The sequence below is a fragment of the Vogesella indigofera genome (genome assembly GCF_003633895.1).
Lineage (GTDB): Bacteria > Pseudomonadota > Gammaproteobacteria > Burkholderiales > Chromobacteriaceae > Vogesella > Vogesella indigofera.
Genome location: NZ_RBID01000002.1, coordinates 57,879 through 80,113, shown reverse-complemented (window position 1 = coordinate 80,113; position 22,235 = coordinate 57,879). Strand labels below are relative to the sequence as shown.

The window sequence follows — 22,235 nt, the reverse complement described above, 5'->3', positions numbered from 1 at the left end:
CGGCGGTTTACCCCGCCATCCACGGGCGGCCGAGCGCGCTGCCCTGCGGCCCGCCGGCGGCCAGCGCGGCGGCAATCGCCTGCAGCGCCGGCCAGCGCGGGCCGCACCAGTCCGGGGCGATCAGCGTCGGCGCCTGCGCGGTGGCGGACACGCGGTGGTAGACCACCTCGGGCGGGGTGTGGCGGATCAGCTCGGCCGCCAGCGCGGCGTAGTGCGCTTGCGTCAGCGGGGCGATCTCGCCGCGGCGGTACTGTGCCGCCATGCGGCTACCGTGCACGATCATCAGCGGGTGCAGCTTGAGGCCTTCCACGCCGATGTCCAGCACCGTGGCCAGCGTCTGGCGTACCTGCTCGTCGCCCTCGCCGGGCAGGCCGGCGATCAGGTGGGTGCAGACCTTCAGCCCGCGCTGGTGTGCGCGCTGCACCGCGTCGCGGTAGTCGGCGAGGCCGTGGCCGCGCCGGATCAGCGCCTGGGTGGCGTCGTGGGCGGTCTGCAGACCCAGCTCCAGCCAGACTTCGTAGCCGCGCTGCTGGTAGCCGGCAAGCAGGTCGAGCGCGGCATCCGGCACGCAGTCGGGGCGGGTGCCGACGCACAGGCCGACCACATCGGTCTGTGCCGCCGCCTCGTCGTACAGCGTCTTGAGCGTGGCCACCTCGGCGTAGGTGCTGGTATAGGCCTGGAAGTAGGCCAGATAACGGCGGGCGCGGTCGGTCTTGTGCTTCTCGCGGACGATCTGCTCGGCGATGGACAGCGTACCGCCTTCGCGGCCGAAGCTTTTCACGTTGCAGAAGGTGCAGCCGCCGCGGTCCAGCGTGCCGTCGCGGTTGGGACAGGTGAAGTCGCCGGCCAGCGACAGCTTGTGCACCTTTTCCCCGAAACGGGTCTTCAGGTAGTGGCCGAAGGTATGAAGGTGGCGGGTCAGGTCCATGCGCAGCCAGGGCTCGTCGGCAGAAAAGCCGGCAGTCTAGCGCCTTGGCCGCCGAGGCGGAGTGAGCGGGATCAAGGCTGTCGACTACAGCCGCACGCCGGCCAGATTCAGCAGCAGGAACAGCAGCGAGCTGCCCAGCAGCGCGATGGCGAGGGTGCGGATGAACTCGCGGACGGTCTGGCGCTGTTCGCGGCTGAACAGCCAGCGGATCAGCAGGAAAGCGGCGACAAACAGCAGGGCAAGCCGGAACAGGCGACCGATCATGGCGAAAAACCGCGAAAATTTGCAGGGAATGATTATTGGCGGCGTTGGCAGGCCTGTGCAAGCGTGCGTCGGCAAGCTAAGCTCTGTCCTTGCTCAGGAGCAGCCTTGAACGGGGGCGGGCAGAGCCGAAAAGGCCGCCATTCCTGCCCCCGCCGCCGATTACAAGAGGCAGTTATGTCCAATCTTTCGTCATCCGTCGGCATCGTCACGCCGCAGCACGCGGATTTTGCCACGCCGCTGCCGCTCAACAGCGGCCATGTGCTGGCGTCGTATCGCCTGACTTTTGAAACCTACGGCACGCTGAATGCCGCGCGCAGCAATGGCATTCTGATCTGCCACGCGCTGTCCGGCCATCACCACGTTGCCGGCCGCTACAGCGCCGACGACAAGGCCGCCGGCTGGTGGGACAACATGGTCGGCCCCGGCAAGCCCATCGACACCAACCGCTTCTTCGTGGTCGGGGTCAACAACCTTGGCGGCTGCCACGGCAGCAGCGGCCCGTCCAGCATCGATCCTGATTGCGGCCAACCCTGGGGCTCGCGCTTTCCGGTGGTGACGGTGCCGGACTGGGTCACCGCGCAGGCGCGCCTCGCCGACCGCCTCGGCATCGACCGCTGGGCGGCGGTGATCGGCGGCAGCCTCGGCGGCATGCAGGCGCTGCAGTGGAGCATCGACTACCCGGAACGCATTGCCCACGCGCTGGTGATCGCCTCGGCGCCGAAGCTGTCGGCGCAGAACATCGCCTTCAACGACGTGGCGCGGCAGGCGATCATTACCGATCCCGATTTCCTCGGCGGCGATTTCTACGCCCACGGCACCATCCCGCGCCGCGGCCTGCGCCTGGCGCGCATGCTGGGCCACATCACTTACCTGTCCGATGACGGCATGGGCGAGAAATTCGGCCGCATGCTGCGCTCCGGCGAATACCAGTTCGGCTACGACGTCGAGTTCGAGATCGAGAGCTACCTGCGCTACCAGGGCGACAAGTTCTCCGACTACTTCGACGCCAACACCTATCTGCTGATGACCAAGGCGCTGGACTACTTCGACCCGGCCAAGGACTACGGCGGCGACCTGGTGGCGGCGCTGAAAAAGGCGACGGCCAGCTTCCTGGTGGCCAGCTTCACCAGCGACTGGCGCTTCTCGCCGGAACGCTCGCGCGAGACGGTGAAGGCGCTGATCGCCGCCGGCAAGCGCGTCTGCTACGGCGAGATCGAATCGGTGCACGGCCACGACGCCTTCCTGATGACCGACCAACCCTATGTCGACCTGATGCAGGCTTATCTGGATCGGGTAGCGGCGGAGGTGAACGCATGACGACACTGACAACATTGCGCCCAGACCTGCAGCTGATCGCCGACTGGGTGGCCCCGGCCAGCCGCGTACTGGACCTCGGTTGCGGCGAGGGCGAACTGCTGGCCTGGCTGCAGCAGCACAAGCAGGTCAACGGCTACGGCGTCGATTTCGACGTCAATAACGTGGTCAGCTGCGTCAAGGCCGGCGTCAACGCCATCCAGGGCGACCTCGAGGCCGGCCTCGCCGAATTCGAGGACCAGCGTTTCGAGCACGTGGTGCTGTCGCAGACCATCCAGGCGATGCAGCACACCGAAGAGATCCTGCTGGAGATGCTCAGGGTTGGCCGCGAGGCGATCGTCACCTTCCCCAACTTCGGCTACTGGCAGAACCGCTGGCAGATCATGCAGGGCCACATGCCGGTGTCCGACGACATGCCCTACCAGTGGTACAACACCCCCAACATCCACTGGTGCATGCTGGGCGACTTCGAGAACCTGTGCGCCAAGAACCACATCCGCGTGCTGGAGCGGGTGGTGATGGCGCACGGCCGGCGGGTGAGCTTCCTGCCCAATCTGCGCGGCAGCCTGGCGTTTTACCGGGTCGGCCGCGGCTGACGCAGTGCTGGCCGGGGCCCGGCCCCGGCGGCTTCAGGGCGCGTGATCCGCGCTCTTTTTATTTTGCAGGGACAGGAACGAGTAGATGGCTGATTTTCGCAAGAGCGGCGCGTGGCGCATGGTCATGATCGGGGTGCTGGGTTTTGCCAGTGGCCTGCCGCTGGCGCTGTCCGGCACCGCGATGCAGGCGTGGCTGACTGTGGACGGCCTCGACATCGCCACCATCGGCTTTCTGAGCCTGGTCGGGCTGCCGTACACCTTCAAGTTCCTGTGGGCACCGCTGATGGATCGCTTCGAGCCGCCGCTGCTGGGGCGCCGCCGCGGCTGGCTGGTGTTGTCGCAGCTGGGCATCGCCGCCACGCTGGCGCTGATGTCCCGGACCTCGCCGGCGCACGGCATCCAGGCGTTTGCGCTGCTGGCAGTGCTGCTGTCCTTTTTGTCGGCGTCGCAGGACGTGGTGATCGACGCCTACCGCACCGACGTGCTGGCGCCGCAGGAACGCGGCCTCGGCTCCTCGCTGGGGGTGTTCGGCTACCGGCTGGCGATGATCCTGTCCGGCGGCATCGCGATGGTGTGGGCCGATCCGGTCAGCGGCAGCGGCCTGAACTGGAACGGCATCTACCTGCTGATGGCGGGGCTGATGCTGGCGGCGGCGCTGGTGTCGCTCTTGCTGGTGCCGCCGGTGCCGGCCGGCAATGTCGCGCCGCACAGCAACGCGCGCAACGACCTGAAAGGCTTTGTCGCGGTGCTGCTGGCGGTGGTGGTCGGCTACCAGTTCACCACCCGCGTCGGCGCGCCGCTGGCCGACGCCGTGCTGTCGCCGCTGTTCGGCAACGCGGCGCCGGCTGCGGCCAACCTTGTGCCGCCGGTCAATCCGGAGCAGAAAAAATGGGTCGACCTGCTGACGCTGCTGATCGGCATGGCGGTGACCATTCCGCTGGCGTGGTGGGCGGCGCGGCGCGCGCGCTTCGAGACGCTGAACCGCTCGCTGGGCAACTATTTCAGCATGGAGGCGGCCGGCGCCTTCCTGGCGCTGATCATCCTCTACAAGCTGGGCGACGCCTTTGCCGGTGCGCTGACCACCACCTTTTTGCTCAAGGGCGTCGGCTTTGCCCAGGCCGAGATCGGCGTGGTCAACAAGGTGATCGGCATCTGGCTGACCATCGTCGGCGCGCTGGCCGGCGGCGCCCTGATGATGAAGCTGGGGCTGTTCCGCTCGCTGCTGCTGTTCGGCGTGCTGCAGCTGTTGTCCAACCTTGGCTTCTGGCTGGTGGCGGTGTCGGGCAAGGGCGCCTGGGGCGGCTTCTGGCTGCCGCCGTTCGACTGGGGGCTGGTGGCGCTGCACGAGGCCACCGCCGTCGACAATCTGCTGCTGTTCGCGGTCAGCATCGAGAACCTGACCGCCGGCATGGGCACCGCCGCCTTCGTCGCCTTCCTGATGGCGCTGTGCAACCAGAAATTCACCGCCACCCAGTTCGCGCTGCTGTCGGCGTTTTCCGCCATCGGCCGCGTCTGGGTCGGACCGATGTCCGGGGTGCTGGCCGAAAGCGTCGGCTGGCCGGTGTTCTTCCTGTTCTCGACGGTGATGGCGCTGCCGGGACTGATGATGCTGTGCTATCTGCGCGAGCGCATCCAGGCGCTGGACGTGCCGCGCGGCGCGCTGCCGGCGGACGATTGAGCCACACCGCAAACCGATTCAAGGAGTCCGAAACATGAAAGGCAAGACCATGGCACTGGCGCTGCTGCTGGCGGCGGCAACGCTGCAGGCGCAGACGGTGGATCAGCAACTGCTGGCGGCGCAGATGGCGTACCAGAGCGCCGACAGCCGCCTCGATGGCGCACGGCGGCAGAAACAGCAGGCGGAGGCGGAGCAAAGGTTGGCCGCACAGCGGCTGGAGCAGGCGCAGCAGCAGCTGGCGCAGGCCAATCTGCAGCTGCAGCACGCCGACAGCCAGTTGCTGGCGGCGGAGAGCGGCCTGCAGCAGGCGCAGCAGGTATTGAAGGACGCCTGGCAGCAGAAGGAAGCGGCGCAGCAGTAAGCGCCGCGCACGACACCGCTGATCCGGCATTGCGCCGCCTTGCCGTACGCCCGGTCCGGCCTGTGTCTATACGCCAGGGTTCGGCTACGCGGTGCGATGTGCTTGGCCGCGCCGGGCCGGTTTAGGGCGCGCTGGCGCCGAGCAGCTGGCGCAGGCGCTGGCTGTCCTGTTCCGCCTTCAGACGCAGCGCCTCGATCTCGCCGCTGCGCAATTGCAGCTGGGCGCTGGTGCCATCGAGCAGACGCTGCTGCACCGCGATCTGGCTGGGCAGCCCCTGCAGCGGCTTGCCGACCTGCTGCAGCCTGTTCGCCTCGGCCTGCAGGCTGGCCAGATGCTGGCGCTCGTGCTGTTGCTGGCGTTGCAGTTGCAGCAGACCCGGCTGCAGCCGTTGCAGCTCGGCGTCACGTTGCCGCTCGATGTCGCGCATGCTGTCGTAGCGCTCGCGCAGCAGCCGGTCTTGGCGCTGCTGCTCGCGGCGCAGCGCCTGCTGCTGTTTCTGTTGGGCGGCGGCGGCGAGGCGGGCCGCCTGCTGTGCCGCCGATTCGCCCGCTTCCAGCAGCACGCCCTGCGGATTCAGGCGGCTGACGCCGGCGGCCTGTTCCTGCGTTGGCCGCTGGTCACTGTAGTGCACCGCGCCGTGCTGGTCCTGCCACTTGTATAGCCCGCCGGCCGTGGCCGGCACGGTGACGAGACAGCAGAGCAGGACGGCGCGGCGGGCCATGTCAGGCGCTGACGCCGTACTGGGCGCGGTAGGCGCGTACCGCTTCAAGATTGTCGGCCAGCTCCGGGCTGCCTTCGAGGAAGCCGAGCAGGTCGTGCAGGTTGGCGATGGCCACCACCGGCAGGTTGAAGTCGCGGGCCACCTCCTGCACCGCCGACAGCTCGCCAGTGCCGCGTTCCATGCGGTCCAGCGCGATGGCGACACCGGCCGGTTCGGCGCCGGCGGCACGGATCAGCTGCACCGATTCGCGCACCGAGGTGCCGGCGGAGATCACGTCGTCGATGATCAGTACCTTACCCTTGAGCGGCGCGCCGACCAGGCTGCCGCCTTCGCCGTGGTCCTTGGCTTCCTTGCGGTTGTAGGCGAACGGCACGTTGCGGCCCTGTTCCGCCAGCGCCATCGACGCGGCGGCGGCGAGGATGATGCCCTTGTAGGCCGGCCCGAAAATCATGTCAAACTGCATACCGCTGCTGCTGATGGATTTTGCATAAAAACGCGACAGCTGCAGTACGCTGTCGCCATCATTGAACAGGCCGGCGTTGAAGAAGTACGGCGAGGTGCGTCCGGCTTTGGTGACGAATGCGCCAAAACGCAATACCTGCTTGCTCAGCGCAAAACGAATAAAATCCTGACGAAAATCGCTCATTCCCATATACCTCTTTATGATTAACACTTTGACGTGGCTGAAAAATTGCCGGCAAGGATACCACGGGAGACCCCATGCTTCGAATCGTTTCCGCCAACCTCAACGGCATCCGTTCTGCCGACAAGAAGGGTTTTTTTGACTGGCTGGCCGGGCATCACGCCGATTTTGTCTGCGTGCAGGAGCTGAAGGCGCAGGCCGGCGATCTGTCGCCGCGGATGCAGAATCCGGACGGCATGACCGGCTACTTTCATTACGCCGACAAGAAGGGCTACAGCGGCGTCGGCATCTACACCCGCCATCAGCCGGACGCGGTTACCATCGGCCTCGGCGTGGACTGGATCGACGCCGAAGGCCGCTATCTGCAGGTCGATGCCGGCAACCTGTCGGTGATCTCGCTGTACCTGCCGTCCGGCTCCAGCAGCGACGAGCGCCAGGATGTGAAATTCCGCTTCCTCGAGGTGTTCAAGCCGCACCTCGACCAGCTGCGCGCGCAGGGCCGCGACGTGGTGATCTGCGGCGACTGGAACATCGCCCACCAGGAGATCGACCTCAAGAACTGGAAGGGCAACGTCAAGAACTCCGGCTTCCTGCCGGAAGAGCGCGCGTGGATGACGCAGCTGCTCGGCGACGGCTGGTGCGACGTGTGGCGCCGCCTGTATCCGGAGGCGCCGGGCTATAGTTGGTGGAGCAACCGCGGCCAGGCCTACGCCAAGGATGTCGGCTGGCGCATCGATTACCACATCGTGACGCCGTCGCTGATGGCACAGGCGCGCACGGCCAGCGTCTATAAAGACGAGAAGTTCTCCGACCACGCACCGTTGACGGTGGACTACGACAGGAGTGAGTGATGCTGGACGATGACGACGTGTTCCTGATTACCGTCCCCGGCTGGGGCAACTCCGGCGCCAGTCACTGGCAGAGCTACTGGGAAGTGCTGTATCCGCTCGCGCGGCGGGTGGAGCAGGACGACTGGCTGTACCCGACGCGCGATGCCTGGGTGCAAAGGTTGGCCGCCACAGTGGCGGACTGCGAAGGCAAGGTGGTAATCGCCGCGCACAGTCTCGGCTGTCACGCCACGGTGGAGTGGCTGGGCCAGGCCAGCCTGCTGGAGCAGAAAAAGGTGAAGGGCGTGCTGCTGGTGGCACCGCCGGCGCTGCCGATCACGCCGCAGCGCGCCGCCGCCAGTGGCGAGCTGCCGCCGGGGGCGCCGCTGCCCGATTTTGCCGGCTTTGCCGCGCCGCGCGAACTGCGCTTGCCGGTGCCGGCGCGGCTGGTGGCCAGCCGCGACGACCTGTTCTGCGACTGGACGGAGGCGGAAGCGCTGGCGGCGTGCTGGCAGGTGCCGCTGCTCAGCGCCGGCAACAGCGGCCACATGGGCAGCAACAGCCGCCTTGGCGACTGGAAGGCCGGTCAGCGCCTGATCCAGCAGCTGATCCTCGACTGAGCACGGTCGCGCCTTGCGGCCAACCTCGCAATGAAAATCCCCGCCGCAGCGGGGATTTTTGTTGCCGTGCTCAGAATCTGTTCAAGGTCTCGCACGCTCACGCGAGACAAGGCGAAAACGGCTGGGGAAGCGGCGGTTAGCTGGATTTAAACCAGCATGCCAAAGCCGTTTTCAACGCGGCATCGCCCCATTTGCGATCAAGTCGCAGCAGACATGGAACAGGTGCTCAGGCGCCGGTAGCCACCGGCCGTGTCGGATCGCTGCACCATTCGCTCCACGAGCCGGCGTACAGCCGCGCACCGCTGAGGCCGGCGTATTCCAGCGCCAGCTTGTTGTGGCAGGCGGTGACGCCGCTGCCGCAGGACAGGATCACCTGTCCGGCCGGGGTGCCGTCCAGCAGCGCCAGCCATTCGCTGCGCAGCTGCGCGGCCGGCTTGAAGCGGCCGTCGCTGCCGAGGTTGTGCATGAAGAAGCGGTTCTTGGCGCCGGGGATGTGGCCGCCGACCGGGTCCAGCGTCTCGTTCTCGCCGGCAAAGCGGTCCGGCGCGCGGGCGTCGACCAGCTGGTACTGCGGCGTGCACAGGTTGGCCGCAATCTCGTCCAGCGTCACCGCGCTTTCCTGCGGCGTGCCCATGCTGAAGCGGGTGGCGTCGCGTTCCGGCGTGCCGGTGTCCAGCTCGCCGCCGGCCTGCTGCCACGCCTGGATGCCGCCATCGAGCACTGCCACCGCCTGGTGGCCCAGCCAGCGCAGCAGCCACCAGGCGCGGGCGGCATACATGCCGCCGGCGTCGTCGTAGGCCACCACCTGGGTGTCCGGGCTGATGCCCAGTGCGCCGAGGCTGACCGCCAGGCGCTGGCCGTCCGGCAGCGGGTGGCGGCCGTTGCTGCCGTTCTTGGGGCCGGACAGGTGGTAGTCCAGGTGCAGGTAGTGCGCGCCGGGCAGGTGGCCCTCGTCGTAGGCGGCGCGACCGAAATCGGGGTCATCAAGGCGGAAACGGCAGTCGAGCAGCACGGTGTGGCGGTTGCCCAGCTGTTGCAGTTCGCTGGCGGAAATCAGGGTAGTAAACATCAAACGCTCCTCGGTCAGTGGCTGACGGAGCCGCTTCAGAGCCGGTCTGGGCGGCGGGCAAGACCGGCTGGGAAGTGGTTCCTGTTTGAAATCTTAAACGCGGTTCACCTTACCACCCGCCTGCCATGGTGGCAATGCCGCCGCGGTATTCAGCCGGCCTGCAGCGCATGGCGCAGCTGTGCGGCCAACGTTGGCGAGCCGTGCGCCACGCCGTCGCGCATCACCACACCCCATAGCGGATTGGGAAAGTGCTTGTCGTCGGCAAAGCGCGGGATCACGTGCCAGTGCAGGTGCGGCACCATATTGCCAAAGCTGGCGAGGTTGATCTTGTCCGGATTCAGCACCTCGCGCAGCGCCTGCTCGGTACGTAGCACCCAGTCCAGCACGTGGGCGCGGTCGACGCGGTCCAGATCGGTCATTTCCTTGACGTGGGCGTGCCAGATCACGCGGCAGAACGCCGGGTAGTCGGCGTCGGCGACCAGGATCACCCGCAGCTTGTCGTCGCGGTACAGGATGTCGCCACCGTCCTGGTGGCACAGTTCGCATTGCATGTGTTGTTCCTTTGCTGGCCTAGCGTTTGCCGCGGCCTTCCCAGTTTTCGTAGTCGAAGCCGGCCAGGTTGATCAGGCCAAAATCGCGTGGCGGGCGATAACGACGTGACTTGCCATTGTCCGGATCGCTGGTATGAAAGCTCTCGGTATCCACTTCCACCAGTTGCCAGGTTTGATCCCGGCGTGACCAGGCAAAGCGGATGTCCAGGCGCCAGCGCCAGTTGCTGCCGCCGTAGTGCAGTAGGGTGAAGCCGCCTGCCTGAAAATTCATCCCCTCATACGGATCACCGAAAATGCCGCCGCATCTGCGACACAGGATGGCCTTGTCGTTGCGGCTGGCAAGTGTCAGTTTGCCTGCCGGTGTACGGCTGAACAGGAGCAGGCTGCGTGGACCTTCGTCGTTTGTCGTGTCGTCGGCCTCGACTACCAGAACGGTCTCTTTTCGACCATCCCGGTTGAGGTCTACCTCATCAAGGCTGAGTACGCTGTAACCTTTCTGGACAAAAGGGCGCAGTTCTGCTGGCAGTGTCTCAGCGGCGTAACTGCCTGTTGCCAACAGTAAGGCCAGCAGCGCCGCCATGCGGGACAAGGTTGGCCGCAACAGGCTCATACCCACTCCCGTACCGGCAGGAAGTCGCTGTACAGCGCCGCTTCCGGGCTGCCGGCTTCCGGCTGGTAGCCGTACTCCCAGCGCACCAGCGGCGGCATCGACATCAGGATCGATTCGGTGCGGCCGCCGGTCTGTAGCCCGAACAGCGTGCCACGGTCCCACACCAGGTTAAATTCGACGTAACGGCCACGGCGGTAGAGCTGGAACTGGCGCTCGCGCTCGCCCCACGGTGTGTCCTTGCGCCGCGCCAAGATCGGCAGGTAGGCATCAAGGAAGCCGTTGCCGACCGCCTGCATGAAGGCGAAGCTGGTGGCGAAATCCGGCTGGTTGAGGTCGTCGAAGAACAGGCCGCCGACGCCGCGTGCCTCGTCGCGGTGTTTAAGATAGAAGTACTCGTCGCACCATTTTTTGTACTTCGGGTAGCTGTCCTCGCCGAACGGCGCGCACAAGTCGCGTGCCACCGTGTGCCAGTGCACCACGTCGTCGACATTGCCGTAATAGGGGGTGAGGTCGAAGCCGCCGCCGAACCACCATACCGGCGCCTCGCCGTCTTTCTCTGCGATGAAGAAGCGCACATTGGCGTGGCTGGTCGGCACGTAGGGGTTTTCCGGGTGGATCACCAGCGACACGCCCATCGCCTCGAAGCGGCGGCCGGCCAGCTCCGGGCGGTGCGCGGTGGCGGAGGCCGGCAGCGCCGGGCCGGTGACGTGCGAGAAATTGACGCCGGCCTGCTCGAACACCGCGCCGCCGCTCAGCACGCGGCTGATGCCGCCCCCGCCGAGACCGGTGTCGCCGCGCTGCCAGCTGTCGGCGACGAAGCGGGCGCCACCGTCGGCGCCTTCCAGCCCGGCGCAGATGCGGTCTTGCAGCTCAAGCAGGAAAGCCTTCACTTGATTGGCGTGGGGGTGGCTCATCGCAGTATCCTGAATTCATCAACAAGCGCTGATTGTAGCAAAACCGCCTGACGGGGCTGGCAATGATCGATCTCAACAGCTGGGGTACGGCAAGCGGGTCGCCATCGCGCGGTATCCGTGGCGGCGCGCCACGAGTGGCATCCTGCCGACCTCGCGCTGTTGTCGCAGGTGCCGCGCTGGCTTGCCGAGGTCGGCGTACGCTTGTCCCATCGCACACGATAGCCGGCGGGCTGCCTTTTTGTGGCCGCTGCCGGCGCGTGGCAGCCGGTTGAGGCATGAATTTAATTCATGAAACGACCGGATAATTCATTTGCCGGCCACGGCGGCAGTTCTTAAGCTGAACTCACCATAACAAGCGCCGTGCCGTGTTTTCTGGCGGCCAACCCTGCTTGCCCCCTTACCGATGAGTGTCCGCCGATCATGAAAAAAATACTTGCCCTGAGCTGTCTGTTTGCCGCCTTTCATCTCCAGGCGCAGCCGCTGCGCATCGCCACCGATGTCAGCTACCCGCCGTTTTCCAAGCAGAACCCGGATGGCAGCATTGTCGGCTTCGATGCCGACATCGCCCGCGCACTGTGCGACAAGATGAAGGCGGAGTGCGAGCTGAGCGCGCACGACTTTGACGGCATTATCCCTGGCCTGCAGGCGAAGAAGTACGAGTTGGCAATTGCCTCGATGAACATCTCGCCGGACCGCGCCAAGGTGGTCAGCTTCAGCGACATGTACTTCAACATTCCGGGGCGGCTGATCGCCAAGGAAGGCACGCCGGTGAGCGGTGAGTGGTTCAAGGGCAAGCGCATCGGCGTGCTGCGCGGCGCGATCCAGATGAAGGAATCGTCGGAGAAGTGGGGCCGCAACGGCGCGCAGATCAAGGGCTACGGCAAGATCACCGACGCCTTCCTCGACCTGAAGGGTGGCCGCCTGGATTACGTCTACGTCGATGCCACCATCGGCGAGGCCGACTTCCTGAAGACGCCGTTCGGCAAGGGCTTCGCCTTCGTCGGCCCGGTGTTCAACGATCCGAAGTACTACATGGGCTCCGGCATCGCCATCCAGAAGGGCAACAAGGAGTTGCTGGCCAAGGTCAACGCCGCGCTGAAGGCGATCCTGGCCGACGGCACCTACCGCAGCATCGAGCGCCGCTACTTCAGCTACGACATCTACCCGCACAAGCACTGAGCCAGGATTACGGTTACGACCGGCCCCGCCGTGAGCGCGCGGGGTCGGTGGTCGTGTCGTGATTCCCCGTGTGTGCCAGGGTTGGCCGCGGCGCGCCACGGCTTGACTGGTGCGGCTGGCTGCCAGGCTGGGCTCCCTTGTCGCCGCTAGCGATGCTGGCGGCGACATAAAAAAACCCGCCATGAAGGCGGGCAAATGCACACGAGGACTATACAGAACAGCAGGAAATCAGAAGCGGTAACCCAGGCCGACTTTCAGCGCGCCGACCGGCGCGGTATCGGTGATGTCTTTGTGGCCGATATTGCCGATGCCTTCATATTCGACACGGGCGGACAGGTTCTTGTCGAGGTGGTAGGCGGCGCCCACGCCCAGCCCCATGCCGAAGCTGCTGTCCTTGCTGCTGGCCAGCGCGGCCGAGCCGCTGTTGAACTTGCTGCGGATGTGGTTGGCGGACACCTTGCCGTAGACTTCAAACTGCTGGGTTACCGGGATGATGCCAAGTGCAGCGACACGAAAAGTGTCGTAGTCCAGGCTGCCGGCACCGTTCAGGCCGGTGGCGTCGCCGTGGCGCAGATAGCTGCCCTCGACTGCGAAGTTGTCATTGATACGCTGGCCGACACCGATCTCGACCATGCCGGAGGTGGCATCGTCGTCGTTGACCTTGCGGTCGCTGACGCCGGCGCGGTTGGCGGCGCCGTCTTTCAGTGTCCACTGGTTGGCGGAGATGCCGACATTACCGAACACGTAGTTGCCGGTTTCTGCGGCGAAGGCGGTGCTGGCGGTAGCGGCAAACAGGGTAGCGACAAGCAGTTTCTTCATGATGGACTCCGTTTCACGGTGAGTGAGGTTGATGAGTCCATTCTGCGTGCCGCCGCCGCGCAACACTATGGCGCTTGCGTACGCCGACTGTGTGGCTGCTGTGCGTTTATGTGACGCTTTGTGACGGCGCGCCGCCGGCCGGGTGTAGTGGCAGCGTCAACCCGAAGCGGGCGCCGCCTTGCGGCGACTGGGCGATCCACGCCTTGCCGCCGTGGTGGTGGGCGATCAGGCGCACGAAGGACAGGCCGAGGCCGTAGCCGCCGGTGGCGCGGTCACGCGAGCGGTCGAGGCGCTGGAACGGATCGAAGATGCGCTCGCGCTCCTTTTCCGGGATGCCCGGCCCGTCGTCGTCGACGGTGATGACCAGCTGGCCGTGTTCGACCGCCACCGTCATGCACACCTGCTGCCGCGCGTACTTGAAGGCGTTCAGCAGCAGGTTGCGGGTGGCGACATACACCAGGCGGCGGTCGAAGGTGGCTTCGCCGCGTGCGCAGTCCAGCGTCAGCTGCAGCAAGGTTGGCCGCAACGGCTGCACCAGCTCGATCAGGTCCTCGAACCACTCTTCCAGGTCGATGGTGTCGTACTCCAGCGGCACTTCGCCGCGGTCGAGCTTGGAGTAGCTGAGGCTGACGTTGATCAGCTCGTCCAGCTCCTGCATGTCGCGCTCCATGCCGTCACGGTAGCCGCGGCGTTCGTCGTCGGATTCCGCCTCGTCCATCATGGTCAGCCCGAAGCGCAGCCGTGCCACCGGCGTGCGCAGCTCGTGGGCAATCGCGTGCGCCAGCGCCTGCCGCGTCTCCATCTGCGTTTCCAGCTTTTCCGCCATGCTGTTGAGCTGGCGCTGCAGCGGCGAGAACAGCGGGCTGCGCGCCGCCGGCGCCCGTGCGCCGAGATCGCCCTCCGCCAGCCGCAGCGAGGTGTCGCGCAGCGCGGCCAGATCGTGCCAGTGCGGGCGCAGGTTGAGGTAGATCAGCAGCGCCAGCGGCACGCCGAAGAAGGCGAACCACAGCACGAACAGGCCCAGCTCGCTGTGCAGCCAGCCGCCGCCGCTGCCCTGGCTGTCCAGCGGGCCGATCACCAGCAGCTGGCTGGTGCCGGGCAGCGGTGCGTACAGGTTCTGCTGGCTGCTGTCGAGCCAGCTCTGGCCGCTGGCCAGTCGCGCACGCGCCTCTTCGTCGAGGCTGGCTGGCGGCAGCCTGACCAGCGCCAGCGGATAGGCGAACAGCGGCTGCAGCTCGCGCAGGCTGGCGTCGCGCCGTGCCGGAGGCTGGCGCAGCAGCTCGCGCTGGATCAGGCGCACGGTGCCGTCCATCTGCTTCTGCAGCCGTTCGCGCTCGCTGTTGGCGGACAGCACGATCAGCAGCAGCACGAAGCCGAGCAGCAGCACGAACTGCAGCAGCATGGTCTGCGCGAAGTAGCGCGCGAACATGCGCGCCATGCTCAGCGGCGCTCTCACTCCCAGTCGCTCCGCGAGAACAGGTAGCCCTTGCCGCGCACGGTCTTGATGCGGGTCGGTGTTTCCGGGTTGTCGTCCAGCTTCTTGCGCAGGCGCGAGATGCGGGCGTCGATGGAGCGGTCGAGGCCATCGAAGCCGATGCCACGCAGCTGGTTCATGATGTCGTCGCGCGACAGGATTTCGCCGGCGTGGCTGGCCAGCAGCCACAGCAGGTCGAATTCGGCGGTGGTCAGCTCCAGCGACTGCGCGTTGAGCACCGCCTCGCGCGTGCTCTGACAGATGCTGAAACGGCCGAAGCCGAGCTTGTCCTGGTCGCCGTTGTCGTCACCGCCGCTGTCGCTGCGGCGCAGCAGGGCGCGGATGCGCGCCAGCAGGCGGCGCGGCTCTACCGGCTTGGCCAGATAGTCGTCGGCACCCAGCTCCAGGCCGAGGATCTCGTCGATCTCCTCGTCGCGGGCGGTCATCATCAGGATGCGTCCCGGGTAGCGGTGGCGCACCGCGCGGCAGACTTCAAAGCCGTCCTTGCCCGGCAGCATCACGTCGAGAATCACCAGGTCGGGCATGATCTCGATGATGCGTTCGGCAGCGCCGTCGCCGTGGGCATGGTGCTGGATGTCGTAGCCGTTCTTGCGCAGGTAGCTGCTGACGAGGTCGGCCAGGCGCTGATCGTCCTCGATCAGCAACAGACGTTGGTTCATGGCAGATCCTTGTGGGGTGACTGGCCGGTTATACCGCAATTCCGCCAGTAGGCAAAACAGCCCGCGGTGGGCGGGCTGTGCGGTGGCAGATGGCCGGCGCGGGCAGGGACGGCTGCCGGCACCGGCCTGGCGCGGCGCGCGTTACAGCCAGAAGTCCTGGCGGGTGCGGTGTGCTTCCAGCAGGCGCTGGAACACGCCGGGATCCTTGGTGTAGGTCATTTCGCCGCTGGCCGGACGGTAGAAGTCGAGCAGGCGCGACACCCAGAAACGCAGTGCCGCGGCGCGCAGCATCACCGGCCATGCCTTGCGTTCCTCTGCGGTCAGCGGCCGGATGCTCTGGTAGCCGGCAATGATGGCGCGCGCCAGCCCGGCATCGATCTCGCCCTGTGCATCGCGCGCCCAGTCGTTGAGCGCGATGGCGAGGTCGTACAGCAGGATGTCGTTGCAGGCGTAGTAGAAGTCGATGAAGCCGGCGATTTTGTCGCCATCCATCAGCACGTTGTCCTTGAACAGGTCGGCGTGGATCACCCCCTGCGGCAGGAAATCAAAGCGGTGGCTGTCCTGGAACGCGACTTCGCTGCGCAGGCTGGCGGCGTCCGCGGCCGGCAGCTGCGGATACAGCGAGGTGGCGGTGCGGCTCCACCATTCCGGGCCGCGCGGGTTGTGCATGCGGCGCGGGAAGGTGCTGCTGGCCTTGTGCATCTGCGCCAGCATCTCGCCGATGGCGTGGCACTGCGCCGCGTTCGGCTGCTCGATGTCGTGGCCGTCGAGGCAGCTGACCAGGCACGCCGGCTTGCCGGCCAGCAGCGAGGCAAACTGGTCGTTGTGGTCGGCAATCGGCGCCGGACAGGCAACACCGTGTCGCGCCAGGTGGCTCTTCAGCTCCAGGAAGTAGGGCAGCTCGTCCAGCTGCAGCACCTCGAACAGCGTCAGTACATAGCGGCCGTGGGTGGTGGTGACAAAGTAGTTGGTGTTGGTGACACCGGCCACAATGCCTTTCAGCTCGACCAGCTCGCCCAGCGCATAGCGCTGCAGCCACTGTGCCAGCTCTGCGGTCGAGACCGAGGTATAAACCGACATGCCCGCTCCTCAGAAGGTCAGCAGGACCCACTGCGGCACCACCAGGCGCTGCGACGGGTCGATGCGTTTCATCTGGCCGTTACCCTCGTCGTCACGCAGGTAGTACGGTGGCGCGTTTTTCGGCGTCACTTTCAGCAGGTAGAGGCGACCGTTGAGACGGTATTCCTCGATGCTGTTGTCGCCGTCCTGGATGATGCGGACTTCCGGCTCTGCCATGGCATCGGCGGCAATGGTCGGCGGTGGCGGCAGCACCGCGGCGGGGGTATCGGCCAGCGCCGGCAGGGCGATGGCGGCCAGCACGGCCAGAATCAGGCGGGACATGGTGTTTCCTTGGTTGTCGGCGCTGGCGGGCAGCGCCGGTCGGCAAATATTACAGATTGAGCAGCTGTTCGCGTTCTTCCGGCAGGGCCTCGAAGCCGCGGGTTTCGTAAAAGGTGAAGATGGTTTCCACGATCTGCTGCGGGTCGTCGATCAGCTGCAGCAGGTCGAGGTCATCGGCGTTGATCAGGCCGTCGCCGATCAGGCGCTGGCGCACCCAGTCGAGCAGGCCGCTCCAGAACTCGCCGCCACACAGGATGATCGGCATCTTGCGCGTCTTGCCGGTCTGGATCAGCGTCAGCGCCTCGAACATTTCGTCCAGTGTACCAAAGCCGCCGGGCATCACCACATAGGCCAGTGCATGTTTGACGAACATCACCTTGCGGCTGAAGAAGTGGTCGAACTTCAGGCTCAGGTCCTGGTACTCGTTGGGGCGCTGCTCGTGCGGCAGCACGATGTTGAGGCCGACCGACGGGCTGTTGCCGTAATAGGCGCCCTTGTTGGCCGCCTCCATGATGCCGGGGCCACCACCGGAAATCACCGCAAAGCCGGCGTCGGATAACAGGCGGGCAATGTCCTCGGTCAGCTTATAATAGCGATGATCGCGCGGCGTCCGTGCGCTGCCAAAAATACTTACAGCTGGACTGATCTGTTGCAGTTCTTCTGCCGATTCAACAAATTCCGACAGAATTTTCATCACATGCCAGGCTTCGCGCGAGCGGAAACGCTGCATCATCGCGTAGCGGTCGCTGGTTTGCGGTAATTTATCGGACAAGCTCATATCTGCCCCTTTTCTTATGAAAACCTTGTTATTGATTGACGGCTCTTCTTATTTGTACCGAGCCTTCCATGCGATGCCCGACTTGCGCTCACCCACCGGCGATCCGACCGGTGCCATCTACGGCATGGTCAACATGCTGCGCCGGCTGGAGAAGGAAGTGCAGTTCGATTATAGCGCCTGCATTTTCGATGCTAAAGGTAAGACTTTCCGCGACGAGCTGTACCCGGAGTACAAGGCCAACCGTCCGTCGATGCCGAGTGACCTCGCCGCGCAGGTCGTCACCGTGCACGAGGTGGTGCGTGCCAGCGGCTGGCCGCTGCTGATGGTGGACGGGGTGGAGGCCGACGACGTGATCGGCACCCTGGCCCGTACCGCGGAGGCCGCCGGCATGCGGGTGATCGTGTCCACCGGCGACAAGGACATGGCGCAGCTGGTGACGCCGGCGGTGACGCTGGTCAACACCATGACCAACGAGCTGCTGGACGAGGCCGGGGTGAAGGAGAAATTCGGCGTGCCGCCGAGCCTGATCATCGACTACCTGACGCTGATCGGCGACAAGGTCGACAACGTGCCCGGCGTCGACAAGTGCGGCCCGAAGACGGCGGTGAAATGGCTGGAAGAGTACGGCACGCTGGCCGGGGTCATCGCACAGGCGGACAAGGTCGGCGGCAAGGTCGGCGACAACCTGCGCGCGGCGCTGGCGTGGCTGCCCAAGGGGCGCGAGCTGATCACCATCAAGTGCGACGTGCCGCTGGCGGACGAGATGCCGCAGGGCATGGCCAGCCTGCTGCATGGCAGCAAGGACAATGCGCGGCTGGCGGAGCTGTTTGCCGCCTGCGGCTTCCGTACCTTCCTGCGCGAAGTCAGCGAGCCGGCGGCCGATACCGCCACGCCGGTAGCAACGCGGGCGCAGCCGGCGCTGCATACCAGCGGCGACCTGTTCGGCGACGACAGCGCGGCGGTGCCGGATGCCGTTGCCGCGAGCGAATCCGCTGCCGCCGCCATCGCACGCCACTACGACACCATTCTCAGTAGCGAGCAGCTGGACGAGTGGCTGCAAAGGTTGGCCGCGGCCGAGGTGGTGTCGCTGGATACCGAGACCACCAGTCTCGACCAGATGCAGGCGCGGCTGGTCGGCATCAGCTTCTCGGTGGCAGCGGGGCAGGCCGCCTACCTGCCGCTGGCGCACCGCGGCCCGGACGCGCCGCAGCAGCTGGACTTCGACGCCACGCTGGCCAAACTCAAGCCGTGGCTGGAGGACGCTAGCAAGAAAAAGCTGGGGCAGAACCTGAAGTACGACCGCCACGTGTTTGCCAACCACGGCATCACCCTGCGCGGCGTGGCCGACGACACGCTGCTGGCCTCCTACGTGATCGAGAGCCACGAACGCCACGGCATGGACGAGCTGGCGCGCCGTCACCTGAACGAAACCACGGTCAGCTACGAGGAAATCTGTGGCAAGGGCGCCAAGCAGATCGGCTTTGCCGAGGTGGCGGTGGAGGTTGCGGCCAACTACGCGGCCGAGGACGCCGACATCACCCTGCGCCTGGCGCAGCACTTCGCGCCGCTGCTGAGCGGCAAGCTGGCCGAGGTCTACCGCGACATCGAGCTGCCGGTGGCGGAGGTGTTGTTCGCGATGGAGCGCAACGGCGTGCTGATCGACCGCGAGCAGCTGGCGGCGCAGAGCCACCAGCTGGGCAGCGAGATGCTGCGCCTGGAGCAGGCCGCCTACGCGCAGGCCGGCCAGCCGTTCAACCTCAATTCGCCGAAGCAGCTGCAGGAAATCCTGTTCGGCAAGCTCGGCATCGCCACCAAGGGCGTGCGCAAGACGCCGAGCGGCGGCTTTTCCACCGACGAAGAAGTGCTGGAAAAACTGGCACTGGATCACCCGCTGCCGAAGCTGATCCTGCAGTACCGTGGCCTCGCCAAGCTGAAGTCCACCTACACCGACAAACTGCCGACGCTGATCAATCCACAGACCGGCCGCGTGCACACCACTTATGCACAGGCGGTGGCGATTACCGGGCGCCTCGCCAGCTCCGACCCCAACCTGCAGAACATCCCGGTGCGCACCGCCGAGGGCCGCCGCGTGCGCGAGGCCTTCATCGCCGCGCCCGGCCACGTGATCGTTTCAGCCGACTATTCGCAGATCGAGCTGCGCATCATGGCGCACCTGTCCGGCGACGCCGGCATGCTGGCGGCGTTTGCCAGCGGCGAGGACATCCACAAGGCCACCGCCGCCGAGGTGTTCAGCACCCCGCTGGCGGAGGTCAGCACTGAGCAGCGCCGCGCCGCCAAGGCCATCAACTTCGGCCTGATCTACGGCATGGGTGAATTCGGCCTTGCCTCGCAGCTGGACATCAGCCGCGACGCCGCCAAGCTGTATATCGACAGCTACTTCCGCAAATACCCCGGCGTCGCCGAGTACATGCAGCAGACGCGCGATGCGGCGCGCGAGCAGGGCTATGTCGAGACCGTGTTCGGCCGCCGCCTGTACCTGCCGGAGATCCGCGCCGCCAACCAGGCACGTCGCGCCGGTGCCGAGCGTGCCGCGATCAACGCGCCGATGCAGGGCACCGCCGCCGACCTGATCAAGCTGGCGATGATCGCGGTGCAGGACTGGCTGCTGGCCAAGCGGCTGCAGAGCAAACTGATCATGCAGGTGCACGATGAACTGGTGCTGGAAGTGGCGGAAAGCGAACTGGCGCTGGTGCGGGAAAAACTGCCGCAGCTGATGGCCGGCGTCGCCGCGCTGAAGGTGCCGCTGCTGGCGGAAGTCGGCGTCGGCAGCAGCTGGGAGAGCGCACACTAGACGCGCGCAGGTCTTCCCCGTATGGCAAAAGGTTGGCTGCAACAGCGCACGCTGTTGCGGCCAACCTTTTTTGCAATCGCGCCGCTTAGCGCGTGCTCACGAGCTCGCGCGAGACAAGGCGAAAACGGCTGGGGAAGCGGCGTTTATCCAGATATAAACAAGCATGCCGAAGCCGTTTTTAAGCCAGTATCGCCCCCGTAGAGATCAGTTGCAGCCGATCGTGAACAGGCGCTTACAGCGACTCGGCGACGCAGACGCGGTTGCGGCCCTTGGCCTTGGCCTGGTACAGCGCCTGGTCGGCGTGGCGGATCAGCTCGCTCAGCTCGCGGCAGGCCGGCGACAGCGAGGCGACGCCGATGCTGACCGTGATCGGGATGGTGTGGTCCTGATGCGCGATCGGCAGCGCGGCGATGGCGTTGCGCAGCCGTTTCGCCACCACCAGCGCCTCGCTGGCCGGGGTATCGGGCAGGATGGCGGCAAACTCCTCGCCGCCCATGCGGCACACCAGGTCGCTGGCGCGCAGCGTGCTCTTCACGCACTGGGCGAAGGCCTGTAGCACCACGTCGCCGCCCTCGTGGCCGTGGCCGTCGTTGACGCGCTTGAAGTGGTCGATGTCCATCATCAGCAGGCTGAACGGCTTGCCGAGGTAGCGCGCCTCCTTGAAACGCTGCGAGGCGAGGTCGAGGAAGTGGCGGCGGTTGGCAAGGCCGGTCAGACCGTCCTGCGTCGCCAGCCGGTACAGCGCGGTGGCGCGCTGCTCCTGCTGGATGGCAATCGCCATCAGGTGCGAGGTGCGGCGCACGATGTCCAGTGCTTGCGAATCCGGCGCGCAGGGGCGGTCGTGGTAGAGGCCGAAGGTGCCGAGCACCTTGCCGTCCTGCGCCAGGATGGGCAGCGACCAGCAGGCGTGCAGCCGGTGAGCGGCGGCCAGCTCGCGGTAGTCCTGCCACAGCGGATCGCTGGCGATGTCGCTGACGATCACCATCTCGCCGCGCTGCGCGGCGGTGCCGCAGGAGCCGATGCCTTCACCAATGCGCAGGCCGTCGATCGCCTCCTTGTATTCGCTGGCCAGCGATGGCGCCGCCGCCAGGTATAGCCGTTCGCCGGCTTCGTCCAGCAGCATGATGCTGCACATCGCGCCACTGAGCTGGTTCTCGATCATCTGGCAGGTCCAGCCCATCACTTCCTGCAGCGGCCGGTCGTTGGCAATCATCTCCAGCAGCCGGTTCTCGTCGGCTTCCCACAGCCGGGTGGCGTGCTGCTCGCTGATGTCGCGGTCGATGCTGAGCAGCGACTGCAGCTGGCCGGCGTCGTCGAACTCCGGCAGCAGCCTCGACTCGAACACGTAGAGCCGCTGCGGCAGGCTCAGCTCGCTGATGAAACGCTGCGGCTTGCCGCTGGCGATCACCTGCTGCGCATTGTGGCGGATGGCATCCTTCAGCTGCGCGGGCAGGCGCCGTTCTTCCAGCGTGCGGCCGATGTGTTCCGCTGCCGGTGTCGGCGAGAAGTTGCTCAGCGTGTTGTTGATGAAGCGGCAGCGCAGCTCGAGGTCGTAGCGGGTGATGATGTCCGGTGAATTGTCGACCAGAGTGCGGAAGGCATGACGGTCCTCGCGCACGCTGATCAGCCAGCCGTCGCGCAGCGGCGTGACCAGCCACTCCAGCAGCAGGCCGTGCGCCGGCAGCGTCAGTCCCTTGTTGTCGGGCTGATCAAGGCGCTGCTGCACCGCTTGCGGCAGCAGCGTGGCCGGCAGCGGGCTGCCGACGGTGGGCAGCGGGTTGCCGTGGCAGGCGATGCTGAAACGCTCGCTGACGAAGACGACCTGTCGCGACAGGTCAAGCAGCAGGTAACCGGCCGGCAGCGCGCTGAGGACGGTTTCGAGAGTGGCTTGGGCGAACACGTTGTGCTCCTGCGAGCCATGGCCGCGCGGCGGGCAATGGCAAATCCGGAATAATGTTTGAAGCATAGTACCTGAATGCCATGGCCGGTGATATCC

23 protein-coding genes are annotated in these 22,235 nt (G+C 66.0%); 8 read left to right on the top strand and 15 right to left on the bottom strand.

What is annotated here, in order from left to right:
* Positions 1–7 precede the first annotated feature (7 nt).
* Positions 8–928 carry a tRNA modification radical SAM protein MnmL/YtqA gene (gene mnmL / locus C8E02_RS01160; protein WP_120809336.1) on the bottom strand — a complete coding sequence of 307 codons (921 nt, stop codon included), beginning with the start codon at positions 926–928 and terminating at the stop codon, positions 8–10.
* An 84-nt stretch (positions 929–1,012) separates the two neighbouring features.
* Positions 1,013–1,192 carry a protein MIGRI gene (locus C8E02_RS01155; RefSeq protein ID WP_120809335.1) on the bottom strand — a complete coding sequence of 60 codons (180 nt, stop codon included), beginning with the start codon at positions 1,190–1,192 and terminating at the stop codon, positions 1,013–1,015.
* A 174-nt stretch (positions 1,193–1,366) separates the two neighbouring features.
* Here C8E02_RS01155 and metX point away from each other — a divergent pair, with 174 nt between their 5' ends.
* The 4 genes from metX to C8E02_RS01135 all read left to right on the top strand — a co-directional run bounded on the left by metX (position 1,367) and on the right by C8E02_RS01135 (position 5,141).
* Positions 1,367–2,509 (top strand): homoserine O-succinyltransferase MetX, encoded by a 1,143-nt coding sequence (gene metX, locus C8E02_RS01150; RefSeq protein ID WP_120809334.1) that lies wholly within the window; start codon positions 1,367–1,369, stop codon positions 2,507–2,509.
* Entirely contained in the window at positions 2,506–3,102 is a 597-nt protein-coding gene (gene metW / locus C8E02_RS01145; protein WP_047967935.1) for a methionine biosynthesis protein MetW, read from the top strand. The genes metX and metW overlap by 4 nt, the downstream gene beginning before the upstream one ends.
* Before the next feature lie 85 nt (positions 3,103–3,187).
* Positions 3,188–4,780, top strand: a complete 1,593-nt coding sequence (locus C8E02_RS01140; protein ID WP_120809333.1) for an AmpG family muropeptide MFS transporter — start codon at positions 3,188–3,190, stop codon at positions 4,778–4,780.
* Between the two features lie 34 nt (positions 4,781–4,814).
* Complete coding sequence (locus C8E02_RS01135) at positions 4,815–5,141, top strand: hypothetical protein (protein WP_047967933.1); 327 nt, start codon at positions 4,815–4,817, stop codon at positions 5,139–5,141.
* 121 nt (positions 5,142–5,262) lie between these two features.
* Here the strand turns inward: C8E02_RS01135 and C8E02_RS01130 are convergent, their stop codons facing one another.
* The gene (locus C8E02_RS01130) at positions 5,263–5,862 is read right to left on the bottom strand and encodes a DUF4124 domain-containing protein (protein ID WP_120809332.1); all 600 of its coding nucleotides are present in this window, start codon (positions 5,860–5,862) and stop codon (positions 5,263–5,265) included.
* Between the two features lies 1 nt (position 5,863).
* On the bottom strand, positions 5,864–6,508 hold the full coding sequence (gene pyrE / locus C8E02_RS01125) for an orotate phosphoribosyltransferase (RefSeq protein ID WP_120809360.1): 645 nt from the start codon (positions 6,506–6,508) through the stop codon (positions 5,864–5,866).
* Between the two features lie 74 nt (positions 6,509–6,582).
* On the opposite strand from pyrE, the gene C8E02_RS01120 reads away from it, so the two are divergent.
* Both C8E02_RS01120 and C8E02_RS01115 read left to right on the top strand, forming a co-directional pair.
* A complete protein-coding gene (locus C8E02_RS01120; protein ID WP_120809331.1) occupies positions 6,583–7,356 on the top strand; it encodes an exodeoxyribonuclease III in 774 nt (257 codons plus the stop codon).
* A complete protein-coding gene (locus C8E02_RS01115; protein ID WP_120809330.1) occupies positions 7,356–7,952 on the top strand; it encodes an RBBP9/YdeN family alpha/beta hydrolase in 597 nt (198 codons plus the stop codon). Before C8E02_RS01120 ends, C8E02_RS01115 begins: the two co-directional genes overlap by 1 nt.
* 226 nt (positions 7,953–8,178) lie before the next feature.
* Here the strand turns inward: C8E02_RS01115 and C8E02_RS01110 are convergent, their stop codons facing one another.
* From C8E02_RS01110 to hemF, 4 genes are all read right to left on the bottom strand, one after another.
* Positions 8,179–9,021, bottom strand: coding sequence for a sulfurtransferase (locus C8E02_RS01110; protein WP_120809329.1), 843 nt, complete (start codon positions 9,019–9,021; stop codon positions 8,179–8,181).
* A gap of 149 nt (positions 9,022–9,170) precedes the next feature.
* Positions 9,171–9,572 carry an HIT family protein gene (locus C8E02_RS01105; RefSeq protein WP_120809328.1) on the bottom strand — a complete coding sequence of 134 codons (402 nt, stop codon included), beginning with the start codon at positions 9,570–9,572 and terminating at the stop codon, positions 9,171–9,173.
* Positions 9,573–9,591: 19 nt separating this feature from the next.
* Complete coding sequence (locus tag C8E02_RS01100; RefSeq protein ID WP_147424405.1) at positions 9,592–10,182, bottom strand: hypothetical protein; 591 nt, start codon at positions 10,180–10,182, stop codon at positions 9,592–9,594.
* Complete coding sequence (gene hemF / locus C8E02_RS01095) at positions 10,179–11,096, bottom strand: oxygen-dependent coproporphyrinogen oxidase (protein ID WP_120809326.1); 918 nt, start codon at positions 11,094–11,096, stop codon at positions 10,179–10,181. The genes C8E02_RS01100 and hemF overlap by 4 nt, the downstream gene beginning before the upstream one ends.
* 420 nt (positions 11,097–11,516) lie before the next feature.
* Between hemF and C8E02_RS01090 the strand changes: the two genes are divergently transcribed.
* Complete coding sequence (locus C8E02_RS01090; RefSeq protein ID WP_120809325.1) at positions 11,517–12,275, top strand: transporter substrate-binding domain-containing protein; 759 nt, start codon at positions 11,517–11,519, stop codon at positions 12,273–12,275.
* A gap of 228 nt (positions 12,276–12,503) precedes the next feature.
* Here C8E02_RS01090 and C8E02_RS01085 read toward each other — a convergent pair whose 3' ends face one another.
* From C8E02_RS01085 to C8E02_RS01060, 6 genes are all read right to left on the bottom strand, one after another.
* Positions 12,504–13,094 carry a porin family protein gene (locus C8E02_RS01085; protein ID WP_147424404.1) on the bottom strand — a complete coding sequence of 197 codons (591 nt, stop codon included), beginning with the start codon at positions 13,092–13,094 and terminating at the stop codon, positions 12,504–12,506.
* Positions 13,095–13,200: 106 nt separating this feature from the next.
* Positions 13,201–14,550, bottom strand: coding sequence for an ATP-binding protein (locus C8E02_RS01080; protein WP_120809323.1), 1,350 nt, complete (start codon positions 14,548–14,550; stop codon positions 13,201–13,203).
* Entirely contained in the window at positions 14,547–15,248 is a 702-nt protein-coding gene (locus tag C8E02_RS01075; protein WP_047967922.1) for a winged helix-turn-helix domain-containing protein, read from the bottom strand. The genes C8E02_RS01080 and C8E02_RS01075 overlap by 4 nt, the downstream gene beginning before the upstream one ends.
* Before the next feature lie 141 nt (positions 15,249–15,389).
* A complete protein-coding gene (gene thrB, locus C8E02_RS01070) occupies positions 15,390–16,328 on the bottom strand; it encodes a homoserine kinase (protein ID WP_120809322.1) in 939 nt (312 codons plus the stop codon).
* A 9-nt stretch (positions 16,329–16,337) separates the two neighbouring features.
* Positions 16,338–16,649: a DUF2782 domain-containing protein gene (locus tag C8E02_RS01065; protein WP_120809321.1), complete on the bottom strand. Its 312-nt coding sequence runs from the start codon at positions 16,647–16,649 to the stop codon at positions 16,338–16,340.
* Positions 16,650–16,698: 49 nt separating this feature from the next.
* Positions 16,699–17,427, bottom strand: a complete 729-nt coding sequence (locus C8E02_RS01060) for an LOG family protein (protein WP_120809320.1) — start codon at positions 17,425–17,427, stop codon at positions 16,699–16,701.
* A gap of 16 nt (positions 17,428–17,443) precedes the next feature.
* Between C8E02_RS01060 and polA the strand changes: the two genes are divergently transcribed.
* Positions 17,444–20,239: a DNA polymerase I gene (gene polA, locus C8E02_RS01055; protein WP_120809319.1), complete on the top strand. Its 2,796-nt coding sequence runs from the start codon at positions 17,444–17,446 to the stop codon at positions 20,237–20,239.
* A 232-nt stretch (positions 20,240–20,471) separates the two neighbouring features.
* On the opposite strand, the gene C8E02_RS01050 is transcribed toward polA, so the two are convergent.
* The gene (locus tag C8E02_RS01050) at positions 20,472–22,139 is read right to left on the bottom strand and encodes a sensor domain-containing diguanylate cyclase (protein WP_170152073.1); all 1,668 of its coding nucleotides are present in this window, start codon (positions 22,137–22,139) and stop codon (positions 20,472–20,474) included.
* Positions 22,140–22,235 lie beyond the last annotated feature (96 nt).